This window comes from Terriglobus roseus (assembly GCF_900102185.1).
In the GTDB taxonomy this organism is placed as follows: Bacteria; Acidobacteriota; Terriglobia; order Terriglobales; family Acidobacteriaceae; genus Terriglobus; species Terriglobus roseus_A.
On sequence record NZ_LT629690.1, the window covers coordinates 2428308 to 2447012 of the forward strand.

Sequence of the window (18705 nt, forward strand, 5' to 3'; positions counted from 1 at the left end):
ATGGCAAAACAGAGTAGAAATTCCGGCAGATCCAATCGTCGCGGCGGCAGCAACGGCGTCGGCAAGTTCATCTTTGGCATGTTTTTTGGAGCCGCCCTCACCTTGCTGACCATCGCTGCATGGATGCGTTTTGGTAAGCCTCCCGTCGCCGTTAGCGATGCGGCATCTCTCTGGGAGCCGCTGGTGGCCAGTGTCCCGGCCAATGCACGTGCAAAATCCGAGGCAAAAACGCCGCCGTTCCCTGCCAGCGAAGACACCTTTGAGGCTGCTGCAAAGCTCTACCGGCAGCAGTGTGTTTCATGCCACGGCGCGCCCGGGCAGAGCTCCACGACCGGCCGGGCCATGTCGCCTCGAGCACCACAATTCTTCTCGCCGCAGGACAAATCAGTCCTCGCAAGCCAGAAGCCAGGCGAGATTTACTGGAAGACTGCTTACGGTATTCGCCGCACCGGCATGCCCGCCTTCGGCAAGACGTTTACCGATACGCAACTATGGCAGATTAGCCTGCTTTTGCAGGCGTCCAACGGTGAACTACCCGATCCGGTTCGCGCTTTACTCACTGAGGGATTGCCCCCGCTGCAACCGACCGAAATCAAGCCTTAAACAAAAAAAGGCCCCGGCATCAACCGGGGCCTTTCGCATTCATGCACGTCGTTTATTTCAACGCGTACGTCAGTCCTGTTGTGAAAGTGAAACTGTTCTTCTGGTAACCGGGATCAGGGTTATTGATGTAGCTATCCAGAGCCGTCACATTCAACGACAACCGTTTGAATAACGGTGCAGCCAGATTCAGACTGCCGTTCGCGGAATATGCGTTGAAATCGTTCCACGCCGGCAGGTATGCCGCAGTCTGCGTTAATACCATCTTGTAAGGCAGAGACCTGCGGTACGCTTCGCTGAACGTTGAACCAAACAGATTCAGGTTCAACGTGGGATCGAAGTGGCCCTGCCGTTGATAGTGCGCATCCGCTTTCAGATCGAGCTGATGCAACGGCGTATTGAACACCGTCCAACCAAAACCACCACCATAGAGCTGATTTAACGCGATGCTCTGTGCGTAGTTATGATCGAACGCCACGGTGCCCAGCACATAGACGCGCTTTGAGATGTACTCATCGCGTTCGGCGTCCGCGTGCATAATGCTGGTCTTGGCCTGTACATCACCGCCAGTACCGCTGAGGACCGGCGGCGTGGTCAGAACGCCATAGTTTTCCAGGAAATTCGCCGTAGTTCTGTTACGTGTTCGCAAATACGGAATCACCGGAATCGTCCGGATTAGCGAAATGCCAGTGGAGATGGAACCACCGTGAACGGTCGCCTGCGTAAAGCTTGTGCCCAGATTTACAGCACCATTCCATCCCTGGAAGAAAGATGGGTCATGCGTCAGCGAGCTCTTGAAGGTCTTCTCATCCACGACAAGGGCGACGTCCTTCATCGGAACCGTCTGTGAAGGAACCTGGGGAGTCTCCTCCACGGTCAGGGTGTCCGTGGTGATCTCCACCGGGGCTGGCACCACCTTCCTCGATTGCGCAACCGGGACGCCATGCTTGAGAACAGCAAACGCGCCATGTGTCTTCAGATCTTTTATTTGTTTCAGTGGCACGGTAATCTCGCCGGCCATGTCGCTATTAAAAACGACACTGTCGCCGACACTTCGTACCATCGTGCCGCTGAGCTGATCACCGTTCGTAAAGATCAGGACATCCTTCTCGGGCGCCGCTTGCTGCGCCTTCAGCCCCATCCCTACACCGAGCACAAGCAGGCTGGCCACTCGCGCATTCATTCTCCTGGGCATGTAACGTGTCATGGTAGTTAGCATAGCTTGAGGTATTCTGATGCACTCCTTGCCGTTGTTAACCTGTCAAGTCCTGCAGGTTGGGCCCACGATACCAATACCTTTGCACCCGCAGCAGATCTCTGGCGTGTTTTTTCGCTTTTTTGAGGTCGCCGCCATCTCGCTGGGTGCACTTGGCGGGGTATTGGCCCTGCGTCGTGACCATACTTCGCGTTACGACGTGATTGGATTGCTGGGGTTGGGATTGCTAAGCGGCGTGGGAGGTGGACTGGTACGCGACATCATGCTGGGCGATGGGCCACCGCTTGCATTGATGCACCCTTCGTACCTTGCATACGCGCTTGCAGGTGCTGCCATCGGCATCTTCTTTGGACATACCGTAGGCGCTCGGATGCTGGCCTTCATGAATATCGTGGATGCGCTCGCACTAGGCCTCTTCACGGTTGCCGGCAGCACGCGAGCGATGAATGCCCACTTGGGCTTTCTGCCATGCCTGATGCTGGGCGTTACAACAGCCGTGGGCGGCGGTGCTCTGAAGGATTTATTCAGCGGTAAAACACCCGCCACGTTCCAGGAAGGCGAACTCTATGCCCTGGTCGCCACTTTTGCGGCCGCAGCATTTCTCGGGCTGGTCCGGGCAGGCGTTCCGATAAACCACGCGGCGTCTATCGGCACCACCATTGGCTTCGGCTTGAGGCTGCTTGCAATTCGGTATGGATGGCGGACTCGAGCAATCGGAACACTTTCGTAACCGAAACGTTTCGATCTCAAGTGCAGCCTGCAAATCCCTAAAGTGTCCTAAAGAAAGCCAGAAACACGGGCTTGCCAACTGTTTCTTTGTGCGCTTACTATTCGCTTCGCGTCGGGAGATTCACATTTCACCCAGACGCCCGAGACCCGGACAGGTCAAACCGTAACCATGGGGTTACCCATGTAACGGCGCGAATTGGGAGAGAAACAAAGATGTCGTGGTATGCCTATTGCATCGCGGAAAGGACTGCCTTTCCGGAGCTTCTTCGCCACCGTCGTCCGATGCCACTTGATGGAATCTCGGGCCTCTTCGGAAATCAAACCTTCGCCTTCCCCGCCAGTGACCTCGCCGTTGTCGTCTCGGAACACACCCCCGAAGACGAAGCACGCATGGACCAGCAAGCTCAGCGCGATCATGCGCGTGTGATTGCGGAGTGCTTCAAGCACGCCACGGTTCTTCCCTTCCGTTTCGGAACCCACTTTGAAGACGATGACGCTCTGCGTCGCTCCGTCCGCTCAAACCATCGCCACTTCATCCACAACGTGGAACGCCTGCGCGGCAAAGCCGAGATGCACCTTAAGGTGCTCGTCGACGACATCTGCGGAGAGTCTCACAAGATCGTTCAGGGCACCGTCGGCAAGGAATACCTTGCCAGCCTGCGCGAGAGCGCCAGTGCACAGCGTGAACGCCAGTCGAAGGCTCGCGCTCTGCAGGTACAGATGCAGCGCATGTTCCTCCCCGACGCAGAAGAAGTTACCTGCAAGCGCGCCGGCGAAGGCAAGATGTTGCTCGATATTGCCCACCTAGTGGACAAGAAGCACATCGAGCGCTACCAGAACAAGTACTCCACCGCCATGGACATGCTGAAGGACTGCCGTATGCAGCTCTCCGGCCCGTGGCCTCCGTATCACTTCGTGCAACGGCACCAGCCGCCGCACAACTCAGCCAACTAACAGGTTGGTCCTTAACAAAGAAAGCCCGCTTAAACGAGCGGGCTTTCCTACTTTGCAATCTTCATCTCTCAAGTACGGTAAGCCGGTCCACGGTCAGCTCTCGGATATGCAACGAATCGATACGCGCTTCAAGAATCCGTAACCGACGAATAGCCAGCGCTCCAACCGCAACAGCACCAATTGCGACTGCACCTACTGCCAACGCGCCAATTGCAAGAGAACCGGTGGCCATGGTTCCCACAGCAAGTGCGCCGCAGGACTCTTTCTTCCGTAGAGCCATACCGCACCTCCTTTTTGGTTTGAACTGACTAAGCGTTGCCTGCCGTGGGCCCAACTGCTGCCACAGTCTTCTTACGGCTCATGAGGCGGCTGCGCTTCTTACGCGATACCTGGCTGGCGTGATCCAACTTGCTCCAGAAAGCAACGAAGTAATCGATCGCGCTCAGGATGGATACAAACGTCATCCAGTAGATAGCGGTCACCGCGATGATGTGCACCGGAACAAAGAACCATCCGGTGTCATTTCGCCATCCCGGACCAACCCACCAGGCGTTCCATCCGCGATCAAGAATTGCAGCGACTACCGAAACTATTTGCAGCACCGTCTTCAGCTTGCCAACTTCACTGGCGTCGATTGTGAACCCTTCGTTTGCGGCAATCGAACGGAGACCGCTGACCAGGAACTCGCGACCAATGACCAGCACCGCGATCCAGGGTTTCACAACGTGCGGATTGAAGCTGACAAGGCAAACATATCCGGCCGTCACCAGCATCTTGTCCGCCAGCGGGTCCAGCAACATACCGATAGTAGTGATCTGTCCGCGTTTACGGGCAAGGTAGCCGTCCAACCCATCCGTGATGGCCGCCAGAATAAACAGCAGCGACGCAGCCACTTCCTGCGCATGCCCCGTGATCGGCGAGCTTGCGGAGAGCAGCCAGATAAGCAGCGGAAGGCAAGCTATCCGGCTCATCGTAATGGAATTGGGCAGATTCAAACGGAATGTACCTGGCCGCAATCAGGCACCATGCCCGACAGCGACGTCAACATGATTCTTGCACAAGGAACCCAAAAGCAGAACGTAGCAACCGCGACGACTTCCGCCGCGATCGCTACGCACTCATCTCCTACGTTGTTAAGCGTAGATACCGCGCTGTTTCGTCGTATAAGCCACACGATCAATCGCCAGCATGTACGCCGCAATGCGGTTGTTCACGCCATGCGCCTCTGCGTATCGAATCACGTCGGAAAAGCTTTGAGTCATAAGGCGATCGAGCCGGTCATTTACTTCATCTTCCGTCCAGAAGTAGCCCATGCGATCCTGCACCCATTCGAAGTAGCTGGCAGTGACGCCACCCGCATTCGCAAGAATGTCCGGCACGACGAACACGCCATTCTTCTCCAGGATGTCGTCCGCTGCAGGCGTCGTGGGACCGTTCGCGCCTTCCACAAGAATCTTTGCTTTCACTGCACCGGCATTGCGGCTGGTGATCACATTCTCATGCGCTGCGGGAATCAGAATCTCGCACTCAGCGGTCAACAGTTCTTCGCTATTCGCCTCGGATGCGCCACTGAAATTGCGAATCGAACCGTTCTTCTTGCGATGCTCGACCAATGCAGGAATGTTGATGCCGTCCGCGTTATATAGACCACCATCCCACTCCGCGATGCCGATCACCTTGTAGCCTTTTTCGCGCAACAACAGAGCAGCATTCGATCCCACATTACCAAATCCCTGAACGACTACGCGGCAATCCGCAGGCTTCATATTCAGGTACTGCAGAGCCTGATCGCAGGCCACGGAGACACCGCGCCCTGTTGCCGCTGAACGCCCACGCGAGCCGCCAATATTGATAGGCTTGCCCGTCACCACACTGGTAACGGTCTGCCGCATATGCATGGAGTAGGTATCCATGATCCACGCCATCGTCTGTTCGTTCGTATTTACGTCCGGTGCAGGAACGTCCTTCTCCGGGCCAAACACGTCGATCATCTCGGCGGTATAACGACGCGTCAGCCGCTCCAGTTCCCCCTGGCTCATTTTCTTCGGATCACAAATGACGCCGCCCTTTGCGCCACCGAACGGGATATTCACCACGGCGCACTTCCACGTCATCCAGCTTGCCAGCGCGCGTACCTCGTCCAACGACACATCCGGCGCGTACCGAATACCGCCCTTTGCAGGTCCTCGCGCCATCGAATGCTGCACACGATAGCCAGTGAAAACCTCAATACGGCCATCGTCCATCATTACCGGGAAGTGCACAATGATCTCGCGATTCGGCTGGCTCAACACTTTCCAGATCCCTGCGTCCAGATCCAGTTTCTTTGCCGCAAATTCAAAGCGGGCGGCCTGAGCCTCCCACGGGTTCATTTCCTTTTCCAAAGCTGCTTCTGCTGCAGCCTGTTCCAGATCAGCCGTTACTGCCATACTTCTACGCCTTCTTTCCTTCGTCTCCTCCGGTCACGCAGGGCCGCAGAAGACCACTTCAGTTGGACGCCTCAAAACCTGCCACAGGTGCATGAACAATCCGCGACATACGGCCATTTGGCGGCCAAACCGGCGAAGTATAAGCATCCAGCCAAACAATGAGCAAGGCATGCCAGGCGCTGTGTATCGTATCGGCTAACAGCGTTTAATCTTCTTGCGGAGGAATTTCGCACGTGCCACGGTACGCCTATCAGCTCCGCATCCGCGAAGGCTGCGAAGACGAATACGATCGCCGCCATGTGGCCGTCTGGCCGGAGTTGCTAAAAGACCTTGCAGACGCAGGCGTGCACGAATACTCCATCTTCCGCCGCGACCAGCAACTGTTCCTGTACCTTCACGTGGATAGCTTCGATGCCTTCCTCGCCCGCATGGCAACCAGCGAAGCGAACAAGCGTTGGCAGGCCATGATGGCCGACATCTTTGAACCCGTACCCGATCTTGCACCGGGCGAACGTTACGCCATGATGCCCGAAGTCTTCTACATGCCCGGCCACCCCGAAGGAACCGAATGAACGACGCACAGCAAAAAGTCTTTGCCGCACTCGACCACTTCCGCATCGAGCTTCCCTCCTGGGGATTCGCCAACACCGGTACACGCTTCGGCAAATTCATCCAGCCCGGTGCCGCCACCAACATCGCGGAAAAGTTTGCAGATGCGGGCATGGTGAACAAGCTCACCGGCGTAGCACCCACCGTGGCGTTACACGTTCTTTGGGATCTGCCCAAGGGTGAAGGCTCCGTCAACGAGATTCGTCAGCTTGAACAACAGCATGGTATCCGCTCTGGCTCCATCAATCCAAACCTGTTTCAGGATCAGGTGTACAAGTTCGGCTCGCTCTGCAACCCGGATCCCTCCGTCCGCAAACAAGCCACCGATCACATGATTGAAAGCGTGCAGATTGCCAAAGCACTCGGCTCGCGCGACATCTCCCTGTGGCTCTCCGATGGCGCGAACTATCCCGGCACGCAAAGCATTCAACGCCGTATTGGTTGGCTGACCGAGGCTCTCGCTGCAACGCACGCAGAGCTCGCGACAGACCAGCGCCTTCTCGTCGAATACAAACCCTTCGAACCAGCCTTCTACTTCACTGACCTCGCGGATTGGGGCATGGCGTACACGATGGCCAAGCAGGCAGGCCCACAGGCCGTCGTGCTCGTCGATACCGGCCATCATGCTCTGGGCACCAACATTGAACAGATCGTGGCGTGGCTGCTGCATCTCGGCGCGCTCGGCGGCTTTCACTTCAACGATCGCAAGTTCGCCGACGATGACCTCACTCTCGGCTCCATCGACCCGTATCAGGTCTTCCGCATCTTCCACGAAATTCACGCACACACCGCCAGCGGCGGTCGCAGCGACATCGCCTACATGATCGACCAGAGTCACAACCTGAAGGGCAAGATGGAAGCGATGGTGCAGACCGTCGCCACCGCCCAGGAGCTCTATGCCCGTGCCGCACTCGTGGACCAAGCAAAGCTCTCAGAACTGCAGGACGCCTGTGCGTTGGTGGAAGCTGAGGAACTCTTCCGCAACGCATTCTTCACCGACGTTCGTCCGTTGGTGCAGGCGTGGCGCTCCTCCAAAGGCCTGCCAGCCGATCCGCTTGTCGCACTGAAGGAAAGTGGCTATGTGGACACCATCAGCCGCGAGCGAGCCGCAAAGAACGCCAGCAGCGGGGGCTCGTACGCCTGAGCCGCCCACGGAGTCATGGTCTAAGCTCAAAGCAGATGCAGACGCAGGAAGAACAGCTTTACACCACCAATAGACCTCACCCCAAGGTATGGATTGCCAGCACTGCGGCGATCCTCTTGCTGCTCTCTCTGCCGTCCATTCTGCCGCCGGACGGCCAGACTCACTCCGGCCAGTTCCTTGGTCGTTTCCATGTCGGCCTGATTCATCTGCCTATTGGTCTGCTGTTCCTGGTTCCTGTCTTTGACCTTGCCGCAAAGAAGCGCCCCGCGCTGCAGCAGGCAGCATCGATCACGCTCAACATCGCAGCCGTGACAGGCTTCCTCTCTGCACTGCTCGGAATCGTCCTGGCACACGCCGGGGCCTTCTCTGCGGATCAGGTACGCACGCATCTGTGGACCGGAATCGTGCTCGCCGTCGCAGCCATCGTCCTCACCATGCTGCGCACGTTCCTTCCTCAGCGAGCATTGCTGAGCATCCCTCTCGCTTTGCTTACCCTCTGGACCGCCCACACCGGCGGCAAAATCGTCTATGGCGACGACTGGCTCACAGAGTTCGCACCACACCTGGCGCCATCGCGCAGCTATCCTGCAGTCGATCCAGAAGGCGTCTATGCAAAACAGGTGCAGCCCATCCTGAACGCCAACTGCGTAAAGTGCCATGGCTCTACGGAGCGCAAAGGAAATCTTCGCCTGGATAGCTACGCGCACCTACTGGATGGTGGCTCCAGCGGCGACATCGTGAGCGCGGGTCATCCCGAACGCAGCATCCTGCTGCACCGCATCACTCTTCCTCCAAACGACCCGAAGCTGATGCCCAAGAAGGGCGAACCGCTCACCACGGCGGAAATCGAAACCCTCCGCGCATGGATTACTGCTGGAGCTTCACCATCCGCCACGCCAACCACACAGCCATGAGACACGAAAGGCCCCGCGACGGGGGATCGCGGAGCCAATGCGTTCGTGTCTGGAGAAGGGTTACTTGGTAAAGATGTCTCCGTCGTTATGTGCCTGGCGATTCATCCCGCGACGTGCGGAATCCTCCGCAGCGCGATCGATGCCCGATTGGTGTCCGCTCTCGGCACGTTCCAGCGAATTCACACCCGGACGCGCTGGCGTATCTGGCGTGTTTACCTTTTCCTTTGCAACTCCCTCGCCTTCACCTGCAAATCCATTTCCAGTCAAACCGCTCATTGTCCGTCACCTCGCCCAACATAGACGCGTAGACCCAGGGATTGGTTTGCCACGCCATTCCACGGCAACCCAGCAAACCGCATGAAACATTCGCAAGCGAGCTAACATGAAACAGATGAGAAACTTCCTCGAAGAAGCGAAAGCGCTCCATGACAGCGGCATCGTGCTGGACGGCCATGCAGATACGCCTCAACGCTTCGTCGACGAGGACTGGAACTGGGTTGGTTCACCGCTTGGGATGGGTCAACTCTCTGCGGAGACAGCCAACGAAGGACATCTGCATGGAGGGTTTCTCATTGCATGGCCGGAGCCCGATGCCTGGACAGGAAAGTTCGCCGAACGCACCCGCACTCTCATCGCCGGTATTCATCAGCAAGCCGCGAAGCAGCCGGAAGCCATCACCATATGCATCACCGCAGAGGAAGTACGCAACGCCAAACATAACGGCCAATACGCTGCGCTGATTGGTATCGAGGGTGGCCACGCTATCGAAAACAGCCTCGACAACCTGCGTGAATTCCATTCCAACGGCGCGCGCTACATGACCCTCACCTGGGCCAACGCGAACGACTGGTGCGGCTCCAGCGGCTTTGGGGGCGACGGCGGCTTAACCGCCTTCGGTCGCAACGTGGTCCGCGAGATGAACCGCCTCGGCATGCTTGTGGACGTCTCCCACGTCAGCGATGCCGCCTTCCATGACGTTCTGGAAACATCATGGGCGCCGATCATCGCCTCACATTCGTCGTCACGCCACATCTGCCAGGCAGCCCGCAACCTTACCGACAACATGGCGCGGAGACTCGCGGCCAAAGGCGGCATAGTGATGGTGAACTTCTTCGCAGGCTTCCTTAGCGACGCATGGCGTGAAGCCTGGAATGCGATGAAGCCAGAGCGAAATGCCGCGCTCGACAAGGCCCGCGAGCAATTCCGCGCACAGGGGAAGCCGTTCCTTTTCTTTGATGAACTCGCAATCGAGCGCGAGTTCGCCCGCCGCATCCCACCGGTTCCCTTGTCAGTCCTGGTCGACCACTTCGACCATCTGTTGCGCGTCATCGGACCGAAACATGTCGGCATTGGTTCCGACTTCGACGGCATCTCCCTCTCGGTAGAAGGCATGGAAACTGCCGCCGATTTGCCGAAGCTTACTGCCGCACTTCTGGAACGGGGATGGTCCGCTGACGACCTTCGCGGGCTACTGGGCGAAAACCTTTTGCGTGTGCTGAAACAGGCCGAGGACTTTGCCGCCGCGTGACCGGTTCCACCGCGCAGCGTATTCTGGATTACGGCATGATGTTCCGACTTGCGCCCCTATCTCTCTTCGCGATTCTCGCCGCTGCTCCGGTAGCGGCACTGGCACAGGCAGGGTCCCCTGTACCGCCTGCCCAGCAGCAGAATCCTCCGGCAAAGCCTGCGGACGACCTGCCGGATTCACCCGGAGCCGCCGAAGGCCTCGGCGTTCCGCCTGCACCGAACGGCCCTACGGCCGTCATTGACACCACGATGGGTCGCCTGACCTGCCAGTTCTTCCAGACTGAGTCACCCAAGACTGTGGAGAACTTCATCGGTCTGGCCACTGGCACCAAGGACTTCACCGATCCCTCAACCGGCCAGAAGATGCACGGTGTGCCCTTCTACGACGGCACTACCTTCCACCGCGTCATTGCCAACTTCATGATCCAGGGCGGCGACCGCGCTGGAACGGGCGCTGGCGACGCTGGCTACTACATCGGCGAAGAGCGTTCCCCCGGTCTGCGTTTTGACCGGGAAGGTCGTCTTGCCATGGCCAATGCTGGCCCCAACACTGGCAGCACGCAGTTTTTCATCACTGAAGCGCCCGTTCCGGAACTGAACGGGAAACACACCATCTTCGGTCAGTGCGATCCGCATTCGGTGCTGGTCGTGCAGTCCATCGCCCGCGTGGAAAAGAACTCGCAGGATAAACCTGTAACGCCCGTGACAATCAAGCACGTCACAATTGTTCCGGAGGGTGGCACCATTCCGCCGGATCCAATGGCGACCCAGCCTGCCACACCTGCAGCGCAGTAGGCATCCAACGTCGTACAGCAATAGAAAGGAAACACCCATGGCAGATCGCACACCAGGTACCTACGCCGTCTTCAACACCAGCGAAGGCACCATCGTCACGCGTCTCTTTGAGAAGGATGCACCGGAGACCGTTGCCAACTTCATCGGCCTGGCTGAGGGCACTAAGAAGTGGGAGAGCCGCAGCAAGAAGGGCGACAAGCTCTATGACGGCACCATCTTCCACCGCGTAATCCCTGAGTTCATGATCCAGGGCGGCGATCCGGAAGGCACCGGCATGGGCGGCCCCGGCTATCGCTTTGCAGACGAGACCAAGGGCTCGCCGCACGGCTTCCAGGAGACCGGCAAGCTGGCCATGGCGAACGCTGGCCCCAACACCAACGGCTCGCAGTTCTTCATTACCGTTGCTCCTACCACCTGGCTCACCGGACGCCACACCATCTTCGGTGAAGTCGTGGAAGGCTACGACATCGTGGAGAAGGTCAGCAAGGTCGCACGTGATGGCATGGACCGCCCCAAGAAGCCCGTCGTACTCGAATCGGTAGTTATCGAGCGCGTCTAGCTCACAAAGCACAGCAAGGAAACGGCCCGCATCTGCGGGCCGTTTTTCTGTTTGCTACACAGTCGGAGCGGGCTTACCGTTGCTTCCTCGAACAATCTTGCTCTGGTCAAACAAGCGCAGCACGGGAAAGTCGATATCCGTTCGCGCGACCTTCCAGAAGTAGTTGGTCAGGAAGTTCAGAATCAGGTGACCGAAGACCTCCGCAATATCTTCATCACTCCAGCCAGCAGCTTTCACCGCGTCCACCTCTGCATCTGTAAGGTCGCCCTTGTAGCGAACAACAAGCAGAACAAAGTCGAGCAACGCCTGCTCCTTTGCATCGCTGGACTTACCATGCCGTGCCAGCTCAATATCCTCATCGGTTAGCTTCTGCTGCTTCGCCACCGCTGCCAGAAGCGAGATGCAGTATTCGCAGCCATTCTCTTCTCCAATCGCCAAGCCAATCTTTCGCGCCAGCTGTTTGCTGAATCGGCCCTCGGTCAGGTTCTGAAATAGCGTCAGGTAGCTGCTCATCATGGCGGTGGAATTGGTCATTGCCGACATGAGCAGAGGATGCTTTCCGAACTTCGCGCGCGTGGCGTCGAAGATCTCCTTCTGGGCTTGGGTGGCGGTTTCCGGGGTGAGTACATGAATGCGAGCCATGAGTGACGTCTCCTTGATTTATACCGATCGTTCGGTTTCATTCATAGATATCTCCACACGAGAGTCATGTCAATTGGAACTTTACCGAATGTTCGGTTATCGTAGAGGCAGGAGAGCGGCAATGCCCCAGGTTCGAAAAATAGAAGACGCGGAGTTGATGCAGCGATTGGCGCGCATCTTCAAAGACGTGGGCTATGAAGCTGCGTCTCTGGCGGTTCTGGCCAACGCCACCGGCCTAAAGAAGGCGAGCCTCTACCACCGCTTTCCCTTGGGCAAAGAGCAGATGGCGGAAGAAGTATTGGCCTTCACAAATCAAATTCTCGACACACACGTATTCCCGGTGCTTAGTGACGTAACGCGGCCGGAGAAAAAGATGAGTTCGTTTGTCCGGGTAATCGACGAGTTCTACCTGAACGGCAACGAATCCTGCCTGCTGAATCTTCTTTGCCCGCCGCGTGGCGAAGAGAGCGCTCGCGCCAAGGCCATCGCTGCCACGTTCAAGCGATTGATCGATGCATTGACGCACGTCGCAGAAGAAACAGGAGCCCCAAAGAAGCTGGCAAAAGCCCGAGCGGAGCATGCACTAGTCGAACTGCACGGGGCGCTCGTACTCGCTCGTGCAACCGGAGACGACAAGGTCTTCCAGCGCATGCTGACTCGCCTTCCCACGATCATCCTGACAAGCGATTCATAAATACAAAAGAAATGGCCCACTTCGGCAGGCCATTTCTTTTGCGAATCGCGATTCATCACATCTCACAAGCCGACGTGTCGTTCTATTTCTGACCGACGTGTTCCGCCAGAAACTCACGCATCGACGCTGAGATCTCCTGCAAATGAGTCTCAAGAGCAAAGTGTCCTGTTGGAAGGAGCGTCACCTTAGCGTTCGGAATATCTTTTTTGAACGCTTCTGCTCCAGCAGGAATAAAGTATGGGTCGAACTTTCCCCACACCGCGAGCAGCGGAGGTTTCGCAGTGCGAAAGTACTCCTGAAACTTGGGGTACAGTTTCACGTTGTTGGCGTAATCGAGGAAGAGATCGAGTTGAATATCTACGTTCCCCGGACGCGCCAGCAACGCAGCATCCAACGTGTAACTTTCCGGCTTGATCAGGCTTGGGTCCGGTATTCCAACGGAATACTCATGACGCATTCCTTCGAAATTCAAACCGGCGCGGATTGCGTTCCGATTCTCCATCGTTGGTTCGCGCCAGTAGCGCTGAAGGGGCTGCCACGCATCGCCCAGGCCTTCTTCGTAAGCATTGCCGTTCTGAGAGACGATGGCCGTCACCCGCTCAGGAGCCATCAACGCCAGTCGGAAGCAGTGGGCGCTCCGTAATCAAAAACGTACATCGCGTAACGGTTTAGCTTCAGAGCCTCAGTGAACGCGAAGATCGTCTTTGCCAACGCCTCGAAGGTGTACTTATAACCGCGACTCGCAGGGACTTCAGTAAAGCCGAAACCCGGCAGGTCTGGAGCGATCACATGGTAGCGGTCGGCAAGGCGCGGAATCAGTTCCCGATATTGAAACGATGACGTGGGAAATCCATGAAGCAAGAGGACAACCGGAGCGTTGGAGGGGCCTGCTTCGCGATAAAACACATTCACGCCATCGACTTCAACGCGATGGTGAGAGGTGAGCGGAATATTTGGAAGGTCAGTCATAGAGTTTTCCTTCGGAACGTTGACTTGCTGATTGAAATTGAACAAGGCAATCTTGCGACGAAACGCATCAACACCGAAAACAGCGGATGCCACGAAGCTGCGGCGATCAAAGTTCAAGGGGCACCTACTTTTGCTGCTTATCGTTGAGGGACTGCGAACGCGACTACGTCCGCTGCAGCCGCTCATACAATACGCCGTACCAACTACCAGGGATATGAACCGTCCTTGTGAAAGAAACCGCCCGTGGAGCTGTCGTCAGGCTGTTGAGCAAATCGCACAATTGCCTCTGCGCCTTCTTCGATGGTCTGCGTACCGCTGTTACCGTTCAGGTCCGTAGCGGTGTAGCCGGGGCAGATAGAGTTCACCTTGATCTTCGTATCGCGCAGCTCCCATGCAAGGTCAACAGTGAACATATTCAGCGCTGCTTTTGATGCGTTGTATCCAAGTGGCTTCACGGGATAGAACGGCGAGTTTGCATCGCTGTTAAGTCCAAGAGAGCCCAGGCCGCTGGAGACATTGATGATGCGTGCACTTTCCGCGCCGCGCAGTAGCGGCAACAGCGGCTGCGTGAACTCCACAGTGCCGAAGAAATTAATTTCGAAGGTGCGCTTCAGCGCTTCGCTGGTGACCGTGCTTGCTGGACTATCACCGCCCGTCAAATCGAAGATGCCAGCATTGTTGATGAGCACATCCAGATGGCCAAATTCTTTCTGTATCTGACCGGCCAGCGCTGACGCTGTCTCAGCCGCACGATCCAGATCGGCGACAACATAGCGAACATCTAAACCCTCGCTACGAAGCTTCGCCGCAGCTTCTTCGCCACGCTTGGCATCGCGAGCGCCCAGCAGAACGGTAAACCCAGCGTGGCCCAACTGCCGAGCCACTTCAAACCCAATGCCTTTGTTCGCGCCTGTGATTAGAACAACCTTCGACATGCTGTCTCCTTGTGCTTCATGAGCAGGAGTTAGACGCGACGGAAGAAGCCGGGATTCGTCTTTCTTCGAATGCCGGCAGACACGACCTAAAGTGGCTTGCCAATCTCCCACCGATGGCCGAAGGGATCCATCAACGAACCGTCACGCCATCCATAGTCGTGGTCCTGCATGGGCGAGCGAACAACCGCGCCAGCAGCCACAGCCTGATTGAATACCGCGTCTGGATCGTCAACGATAAGCATCAACCGTACCGCAGTCCCACCGAGCAGCGCAGGCGAGGGATTGCCGATCGCTTCATCTGCGGGATGCACCCAGAACTCAATGCCGTGTACGAGGAGCTGCGCCACCATGTCGTCGGCAGGAGGCGTGGCCCAGCCAGTTTCAGCGCCGAATGCTTTCCCATAGAAAGCAATGGCGTCTCGGACATCCCCAGGAATATGCAGCATGGCTGAAAAACGGGCGGTCATAAGAACACCAACATACTCTTGTCTTGAGACGGCGAGCAAAATAATCTCTCGTGAACTGTGGCGTTGCATCTCTGCGAAACTCGCGCCGCTCCAGAAAGCACGTGTCATCAGTTCTGTGCGTGAACACACAACCGATGACACGAAGAAGAGAACCTTGTGTCAGACAGTTTCAACCAAAATCACGAATCAAAGTCCGCGTTTGAAATACGCAATTACATCCGCCCGTTCCTGTGCTTTGGGAAGATGAAAGTCCATCTGGTTCCCGGGCACCACGGTATCCGGGTCATTCAGCCATTTCTCTAACGTCGCTTCGTTCCATGTGATGCCCGACGCATGCAACGCCTCGGAATACCGGAAACCCGCAACGCTTCCAGCTTTGCTACCAAACACACCGGCCAGTGGAGGCCCCTCTCGATTCCCTCCTACTGCGTGGCAGCCAGTGCATCGCTTTTGAAAGACCAACTTCCCACGTGCCGCGTCGCCATCAGCATGTGTCTCGACCTGTGAGGCGGTATCAGCTTGCATGCCCGCCAGTGCAGCAATATCTACCGGTGTGAGTTGCGACTCCCAGTGAAGAATGAGGTACTGCAACGGCGCCATCTCTCCGTTCTTCGCCTCATGAATAATCTTTCCAATCATCACCTGTTGATCATCGGGCGACATCTGATCCCAAAGCGACAGGTTCATCTTCTTCCGGGCCTCGACAACATCCCGCTCCATCAGCCATGACCCCGGAGCAAGTCGAGCGTAGATAGGCCAGCGCGTTTCATTCGAATGGCAGTTGGCACACTTGGCAATTAAAACGGCCTTCGCCTCTTCTGGCATCGAGGCATGAGTCAACAACGTGTCGAGCCCTTTCGATGGCTCGACACGTGGATTCCCAAAGGGATGAAACAATCCCAAACCAATAACCAGGGTTACAAGCAACACAATTAGTACAATGGAATACTTCAAGCGCCCTCCGCCAGTGTGTGGTCCACAACAGCAAGGTGGCTACGCCCGCGAACAAGCTTGACGTTGGTTACGCCAAGTACACTTTTGAGCTTGCCCGGCGGCACCGCCATGGGCCCGGGATTCGGCGCGCTGCCCGGAGCGGGTTGCGGAAAGGCCGTGGCCATCGCCGTATGGAACGCAACGTTCCCTTCCACCTTCTGCACTACCTGGTGGATGTGGCCATTCAAAACGGTGACCGATCCGAAACGCTTGAGCAATGCGAGTGCCTGCGCTCCGTCAGAAGTGCCCCAGCCCCACTTCTCGTACACCATCCACAGAGGAATATGTGCAAACACCACGATGGGCGTGGAGGAACCGAGCCGAGCAAGATCCGCCTTCAGCCATGCAAGTTGCTCTGCACCAAGATTGCCCAACGCGTCCACCTGAACGCAGTTGTTCAACCCAATAAAATGAACGCCTTTGTAGTCATAGCTATACCAGCCACTGCCCAGCGTTCCCTTGCCGTAGTGCTGTTTGTATAGCGCGCCGTCATCCAATGAAAAGTCATGCTCGCCCGGTACATAAAACACCTCAGACACCTTGGCGCTCTTAATCACCTGCGAGGCCGTATCAAACTCTGACGCCTTGGAGTTCTGCGTTATGTCACCGGTATGAATCATGAAGTCGGGTGCCTTCATTCCCGCTGGAACCGTGTTGATCTTGTTGATCGCCAGCTGCAGTGTTCCGGTTACGTCCGGGTTCGCGCCTTTGTTAAACCCGATATGGCTATCGCTGATTTGAACAAAGGAAAAATCCTCGTTCTTGACTGCACCTGCACCGGCTTTCGCAGCCTGCGCCAGCAGCCTTGACGTGGGAACGCCTCCCGTCATCGTCCACAGCAGACCTGTGCCTGCCCATGCCATGCATCCCAGAAAATTACGGCGATCAATCCCGTCGCTCGAAGGCTGTGCCTGCGTCTCCGGGACTACGGTGTCGTGTTGAAAGCGATTCATCATTCAGCTCCAGTGGGTTTACATACCCGCACCATGGAGAACCGCCAAGCCCGGAGTTTATTCCCGTTTCATCGCGTTTTTATTTCCCAAAAGAAATGTAGAAACAGCGGGAATAAACCATGCAGAATTTAGTTCTGGAATACGTGCAGTCCTCCATACTGAAGAAACAGCCGGTTTCGTCGTCACACAGGACTCTGCATTCTGAGGACTCCGCATCATGCTCGCCCAAGATCGTAGTGCGCTTTTTGAAGAGCTCGCACTGCCGCTACTACCGTCTCTCTATAGCCACTCATTCTGGCTGTGCCGCAATCATGCGGAGGCAGAGGACATCGTGCAGGAGACGATCTCCAAAGCACTCCGCGCTTTCGATTCGTTTCAGACAGACACCAACTTCAAGGCGTGGGTCTTCCGCATTCTGCGCAACACCTTTCTTACTTCGCGTACGGCTATCGCAACCGCGCGCACAGTCTTTCTGGAAGATCATCTGGATCAGGTGGACGTCACCGACGCGAGCCCAACACCCGAAGATGTGCTGCTTCGCCTCGATAATGAGGCCGCATTGTCAGAAGCACTCGAACGCCTGCACCCCCAGCTCCGCGAAGTGCTCATGCTGTGTGAAGTGGAGGGGCTGAAATACAAGGAGATTGCAATGGTTCTCGATGTTCCCATTGGCACGGTCATGTCGCGCATCTCGCGTGCACGCCGAACCCTGCAGGAACAACTGCGAGAGCAATTGGGAGGTTCGCTGTGATGCAAGGGGAAAACCATCTGAGCGCTCTGGAGGTCAGTGCCTTCATCGACGGCGAGCTGCCTGCAAGCGAGGCACAGACGCTCGAACAGCACGTCACCACCTGCCATGCATGTGCATTGAGTGTGGTCTCCGCAATGCGACTGAAGTCTTCCACCACACGACTGTCTCCACGCTTCGCTGCACCGACAGAAGCTCTCAACAGGCTTACGGCACAGCTCCGCAGAGAAACATCAACGGCGACAAAAGCAGAAGCAGAAACAGAAACACCAAAGAAGACAGCGCGTGTCATTCCTTTTCCTACATGGGCGTGGAGCGCACTCGCCGCGACACTCATCCTTGGAGTGTCTCTCCTGGGATGGAAGGCAATGAACCCGCCCAGCACACTCTCTGCGGAGTTGCTCGATCAACACCTTGCGGCCTTATCAAGCGGCTCTGAACCAGAAGTTATTTCAAGTGATCGACACACGGTAAAACCCTGGTTCCAGGGCAAGCTTCCCTTCAGCTTCAACATCCCTGAGGTATTTCCATCAGGCACCATATTGAAGGGTGGCGATCTCACCTTTGTTCATGGCCAACCTGCCGCACTATTGCTCTTCACGGTGGGCAAACATCAGGCGTCCGTGTTCCTGACTCAGCATCCTTTAAATCCAAACAAGTTCTCATCCACTGCAGAGCAATCCGGATTCACGATCCAGTACGCCACAACGCAGGCGCTTTATATCACTGCTGTAAGTGACGTGAATCCGACCAACCTTGCAGAGCTTGTCTCCGCATTAGTGAATGCGCAGTCGCCTCATTAGGCACTTAGAAAAATCTCGATCCGCA

The 18705-nt window shown here is 56.6% G+C and carries 25 protein-coding genes; 13 read left to right on the forward strand and 12 right to left on the reverse strand.

The features are described 5' to 3' along the window. Nucleotides 1-603 carry a c-type cytochrome gene (locus BLT38_RS10185; RefSeq protein ID WP_083345067.1) on the forward strand — a complete coding sequence of 201 codons (603 nt, stop codon included), beginning with the start codon at nt 1-3 and terminating at the stop codon, nt 601-603. Nucleotides 604-655: 52 nt separating this feature from the next. Here BLT38_RS10185 and BLT38_RS10190 read toward each other — a convergent pair whose 3' ends face one another. Beyond that, nucleotides 656-1771: a DUF481 domain-containing protein gene (locus BLT38_RS10190; RefSeq protein ID WP_231966404.1), complete on the reverse strand. Its 1116-nt coding sequence runs from the start codon at nt 1769-1771 to the stop codon at nt 656-658. A 151-nt stretch (nt 1772-1922) separates the two neighbouring features. On the opposite strand from BLT38_RS10190, the gene BLT38_RS10195 reads away from it, so the two are divergent. Both BLT38_RS10195 and BLT38_RS10200 read left to right on the forward strand, forming a co-directional pair. Beyond that, nucleotides 1923-2546 carry a trimeric intracellular cation channel family protein gene (locus BLT38_RS10195; RefSeq protein WP_231966405.1) on the forward strand — a complete coding sequence of 208 codons (624 nt, stop codon included), beginning with the start codon at nt 1923-1925 and terminating at the stop codon, nt 2544-2546. A 212-nt stretch (nt 2547-2758) separates the two neighbouring features. Beyond that, nucleotides 2759-3499, forward strand: coding sequence for a GvpL/GvpF family gas vesicle protein (locus BLT38_RS10200; RefSeq protein ID WP_083345070.1), 741 nt, complete (start codon nt 2759-2761; stop codon nt 3497-3499). Between the two features lie 61 nt (nt 3500-3560). Here BLT38_RS10200 and BLT38_RS10205 read toward each other — a convergent pair whose 3' ends face one another. The 3 genes from BLT38_RS10205 to BLT38_RS10215 form a co-directional block, all read right to left on the reverse strand. After that, complete coding sequence (locus BLT38_RS10205) at nt 3561-3779, reverse strand: hypothetical protein (RefSeq protein WP_083345071.1); 219 nt, start codon at nt 3777-3779, stop codon at nt 3561-3563. A gap of 28 nt (nt 3780-3807) precedes the next feature. Beyond that, nucleotides 3808-4494, reverse strand: a complete 687-nt coding sequence (gene pgsA, locus BLT38_RS10210; protein WP_083345072.1) for a CDP-diacylglycerol--glycerol-3-phosphate 3-phosphatidyltransferase — start codon at nt 4492-4494, stop codon at nt 3808-3810. A 138-nt stretch (nt 4495-4632) separates the two neighbouring features. Next, nucleotides 4633-5928, reverse strand: a complete 1296-nt coding sequence (locus tag BLT38_RS10215) for a Glu/Leu/Phe/Val family dehydrogenase (RefSeq protein WP_083345073.1) — start codon at nt 5926-5928, stop codon at nt 4633-4635. Between the two features lie 233 nt (nt 5929-6161). Between BLT38_RS10215 and BLT38_RS10220 the strand changes: the two genes are divergently transcribed. From BLT38_RS10220 to BLT38_RS10230, 3 genes are read left to right on the forward strand one after another with little or no spacing between them, the layout of a single operon-like run. Continuing rightward, on the forward strand, nt 6162-6500 hold the full coding sequence (locus BLT38_RS10220) for an L-rhamnose mutarotase (protein WP_083345074.1): 339 nt from the start codon (nt 6162-6164) through the stop codon (nt 6498-6500). Continuing rightward, nucleotides 6497-7681 carry a TIM barrel protein gene (locus BLT38_RS10225; protein WP_083345075.1) on the forward strand — a complete coding sequence of 395 codons (1185 nt, stop codon included), beginning with the start codon at nt 6497-6499 and terminating at the stop codon, nt 7679-7681. The genes BLT38_RS10220 and BLT38_RS10225 overlap by 4 nt, the downstream gene beginning before the upstream one ends. Nucleotides 7682-7716: 35 nt before the next feature. After that, a complete protein-coding gene (locus tag BLT38_RS10230; RefSeq protein ID WP_083345076.1) occupies nt 7717-8595 on the forward strand; it encodes a c-type cytochrome domain-containing protein in 879 nt (292 codons plus the stop codon). A 60-nt stretch (nt 8596-8655) separates the two neighbouring features. On the opposite strand, the gene BLT38_RS10235 is transcribed toward BLT38_RS10230, so the two are convergent. Continuing rightward, nucleotides 8656-8871 carry a hypothetical protein gene (locus tag BLT38_RS10235; RefSeq protein ID WP_083345077.1) on the reverse strand — a complete coding sequence of 72 codons (216 nt, stop codon included), beginning with the start codon at nt 8869-8871 and terminating at the stop codon, nt 8656-8658. A gap of 106 nt (nt 8872-8977) precedes the next feature. Between BLT38_RS10235 and BLT38_RS10240 the strand changes: the two genes are divergently transcribed. The 3 genes from BLT38_RS10240 to BLT38_RS10250 are packed head-to-tail and all read left to right on the forward strand — an operon-like array spanning nt 8978 to nt 11476. Beyond that, entirely contained in the window at nt 8978-10123 is a 1146-nt protein-coding gene (locus BLT38_RS10240) for a dipeptidase (RefSeq protein WP_231966406.1), read from the forward strand. Continuing rightward, on the forward strand, nt 10120-10917 hold the full coding sequence (locus BLT38_RS10245; protein ID WP_231966407.1) for a peptidylprolyl isomerase: 798 nt from the start codon (nt 10120-10122) through the stop codon (nt 10915-10917). The genes BLT38_RS10240 and BLT38_RS10245 overlap by 4 nt, the downstream gene beginning before the upstream one ends. A 37-nt stretch (nt 10918-10954) precedes the next feature. Further along, nucleotides 10955-11476, forward strand: a complete 522-nt coding sequence (locus BLT38_RS10250; RefSeq protein WP_047488509.1) for a peptidylprolyl isomerase — start codon at nt 10955-10957, stop codon at nt 11474-11476. 54 nt (nt 11477-11530) lie between these two features. Here the strand turns inward: BLT38_RS10250 and BLT38_RS10255 are convergent, their stop codons facing one another. Continuing rightward, nucleotides 11531-12118, reverse strand: a complete 588-nt coding sequence (locus BLT38_RS10255; RefSeq protein WP_156785081.1) for a carboxymuconolactone decarboxylase family protein — start codon at nt 12116-12118, stop codon at nt 11531-11533. On the opposite strand from BLT38_RS10255, the gene BLT38_RS10260 reads away from it, so the two are divergent. After that, nucleotides 12117-12812 carry a TetR/AcrR family transcriptional regulator gene (locus BLT38_RS10260; RefSeq protein ID WP_231966408.1) on the forward strand — a complete coding sequence of 232 codons (696 nt, stop codon included), beginning with the start codon at nt 12117-12119 and terminating at the stop codon, nt 12810-12812. The genes BLT38_RS10255 and BLT38_RS10260 overlap by 2 nt on opposite strands. Before the next feature lie 82 nt (nt 12813-12894). On the opposite strand, the gene BLT38_RS20955 is transcribed toward BLT38_RS10260, so the two are convergent. Together BLT38_RS20955 and BLT38_RS20960 are read right to left on the reverse strand one after the other, a co-directional pair. Beyond that, entirely contained in the window at nt 12895-13422 is a 528-nt protein-coding gene (locus BLT38_RS20955; protein ID WP_231966409.1) for an alpha/beta hydrolase, read from the reverse strand. Next, entirely contained in the window at nt 13422-13781 is a 360-nt protein-coding gene (locus BLT38_RS20960; RefSeq protein WP_231966410.1) for an alpha/beta fold hydrolase, read from the reverse strand. The genes BLT38_RS20955 and BLT38_RS20960 overlap by 1 nt, the downstream gene beginning before the upstream one ends. 24 nt (nt 13782-13805) lie before the next feature. Here BLT38_RS20960 and BLT38_RS21040 point away from each other — a divergent pair, with 24 nt between their 5' ends. Then, the gene (locus BLT38_RS21040) at nt 13806-13928 is read left to right on the forward strand and encodes a hypothetical protein (RefSeq protein WP_269456812.1); all 123 of its coding nucleotides are present in this window, start codon (nt 13806-13808) and stop codon (nt 13926-13928) included. Between the two features lie 56 nt (nt 13929-13984). On the opposite strand, the gene BLT38_RS10270 is transcribed toward BLT38_RS21040, so the two are convergent. From BLT38_RS10270 to BLT38_RS10285, 4 genes are all read right to left on the reverse strand, one after another. Further along, complete coding sequence (locus tag BLT38_RS10270) at nt 13985-14716, reverse strand: SDR family oxidoreductase (RefSeq protein ID WP_083345080.1); 732 nt, start codon at nt 14714-14716, stop codon at nt 13985-13987. 86 nt (nt 14717-14802) lie between these two features. Next, nucleotides 14803-15183 (reverse strand): VOC family protein, encoded by a 381-nt coding sequence (locus BLT38_RS10275; protein ID WP_083345081.1) that lies wholly within the window; start codon nt 15181-15183, stop codon nt 14803-14805. Between the two features lie 186 nt (nt 15184-15369). Next, complete coding sequence (locus BLT38_RS10280) at nt 15370-16137, reverse strand: heme-binding domain-containing protein (protein ID WP_083345082.1); 768 nt, start codon at nt 16135-16137, stop codon at nt 15370-15372. Further along, nucleotides 16134-17132 carry a metallophosphoesterase family protein gene (locus BLT38_RS10285; RefSeq protein WP_231966411.1) on the reverse strand — a complete coding sequence of 333 codons (999 nt, stop codon included), beginning with the start codon at nt 17130-17132 and terminating at the stop codon, nt 16134-16136. Before BLT38_RS10285 ends, BLT38_RS10280 begins: the two co-directional genes overlap by 4 nt. Before the next feature lie 214 nt (nt 17133-17346). Between BLT38_RS10285 and BLT38_RS10290 the strand changes: the two genes are divergently transcribed. Next, a complete protein-coding gene (locus BLT38_RS10290; RefSeq protein WP_083345083.1) occupies nt 17347-17880 on the forward strand; it encodes a sigma-70 family RNA polymerase sigma factor in 534 nt (177 codons plus the stop codon). Continuing rightward, the gene (locus BLT38_RS10295) at nt 17880-18680 is read left to right on the forward strand and encodes an anti-sigma factor family protein (RefSeq protein WP_172838390.1); all 801 of its coding nucleotides are present in this window, start codon (nt 17880-17882) and stop codon (nt 18678-18680) included. Before BLT38_RS10290 ends, BLT38_RS10295 begins: the two co-directional genes overlap by 1 nt. Nucleotides 18681-18705: the final 25 nt, after the last annotated feature.

Coding starts and splice junctions, on each gene's coding strand:
- BLT38_RS10185 (WP_083345067.1), top strand. CDS start 1: ATGGCAAAACAGAGTAGAAATTCCGGCAGATCCAATCGTCGCGGCGGC.
- BLT38_RS10200 (WP_083345070.1), top strand. CDS start 2,759: ATGTCGTGGTATGCCTATTGCATCGCGGAAAGGACTGCCTTTCCGGAG.
- BLT38_RS10205 (WP_083345071.1), bottom strand. CDS start 3,779: ATGGCTCTACGGAAGAAAGAGTCCTGCGGCGCACTTGCTGTGGGAACC.
- BLT38_RS10215 (WP_083345073.1), bottom strand. CDS start 5,928: ATGGCAGTAACGGCTGATCTGGAACAGGCTGCAGCAGAAGCAGCTTTG.
- BLT38_RS10225 (WP_083345075.1), top strand. CDS start 6,497: ATGAACGACGCACAGCAAAAAGTCTTTGCCGCACTCGACCACTTCCGC.
- BLT38_RS10230 (WP_083345076.1), top strand. CDS start 7,717: ATGCAGACGCAGGAAGAACAGCTTTACACCACCAATAGACCTCACCCC.
- BLT38_RS10235 (WP_083345077.1), bottom strand. CDS start 8,871: ATGAGCGGTTTGACTGGAAATGGATTTGCAGGTGAAGGCGAGGGAGTT.
- BLT38_RS10240 (WP_231966406.1), top strand. CDS start 8,978: ATGAAACAGATGAGAAACTTCCTCGAAGAAGCGAAAGCGCTCCATGAC.
- BLT38_RS10250 (WP_047488509.1), top strand. CDS start 10,955: ATGGCAGATCGCACACCAGGTACCTACGCCGTCTTCAACACCAGCGAA.
- BLT38_RS10260 (WP_231966408.1), top strand. CDS start 12,117: ATGAGTGACGTCTCCTTGATTTATACCGATCGTTCGGTTTCATTCATA.
- BLT38_RS10255 (WP_156785081.1), bottom strand. CDS start 12,118: ATGGCTCGCATTCATGTACTCACCCCGGAAACCGCCACCCAAGCCCAG.
- BLT38_RS20955 (WP_231966409.1), bottom strand. CDS start 13,422: ATGGCTCCTGAGCGGGTGACGGCCATCGTCTCTCAGAACGGCAATGCT.
- BLT38_RS20960 (WP_231966410.1), bottom strand. CDS start 13,781: ATGACTGACCTTCCAAATATTCCGCTCACCTCTCACCATCGCGTTGAA.
- BLT38_RS10270 (WP_083345080.1), bottom strand. CDS start 14,716: ATGTCGAAGGTTGTTCTAATCACAGGCGCGAACAAAGGCATTGGGTTT.
- BLT38_RS10275 (WP_083345081.1), bottom strand. CDS start 15,183: ATGACCGCCCGTTTTTCAGCCATGCTGCATATTCCTGGGGATGTCCGA.
- BLT38_RS10285 (WP_231966411.1), bottom strand. CDS start 17,132: ATGATGAATCGCTTTCAACACGACACCGTAGTCCCGGAGACGCAGGCA.
- BLT38_RS10290 (WP_083345083.1), top strand. CDS start 17,347: ATGCTCGCCCAAGATCGTAGTGCGCTTTTTGAAGAGCTCGCACTGCCG.
- BLT38_RS10295 (WP_172838390.1), top strand. CDS start 17,880: ATGCAAGGGGAAAACCATCTGAGCGCTCTGGAGGTCAGTGCCTTCATC.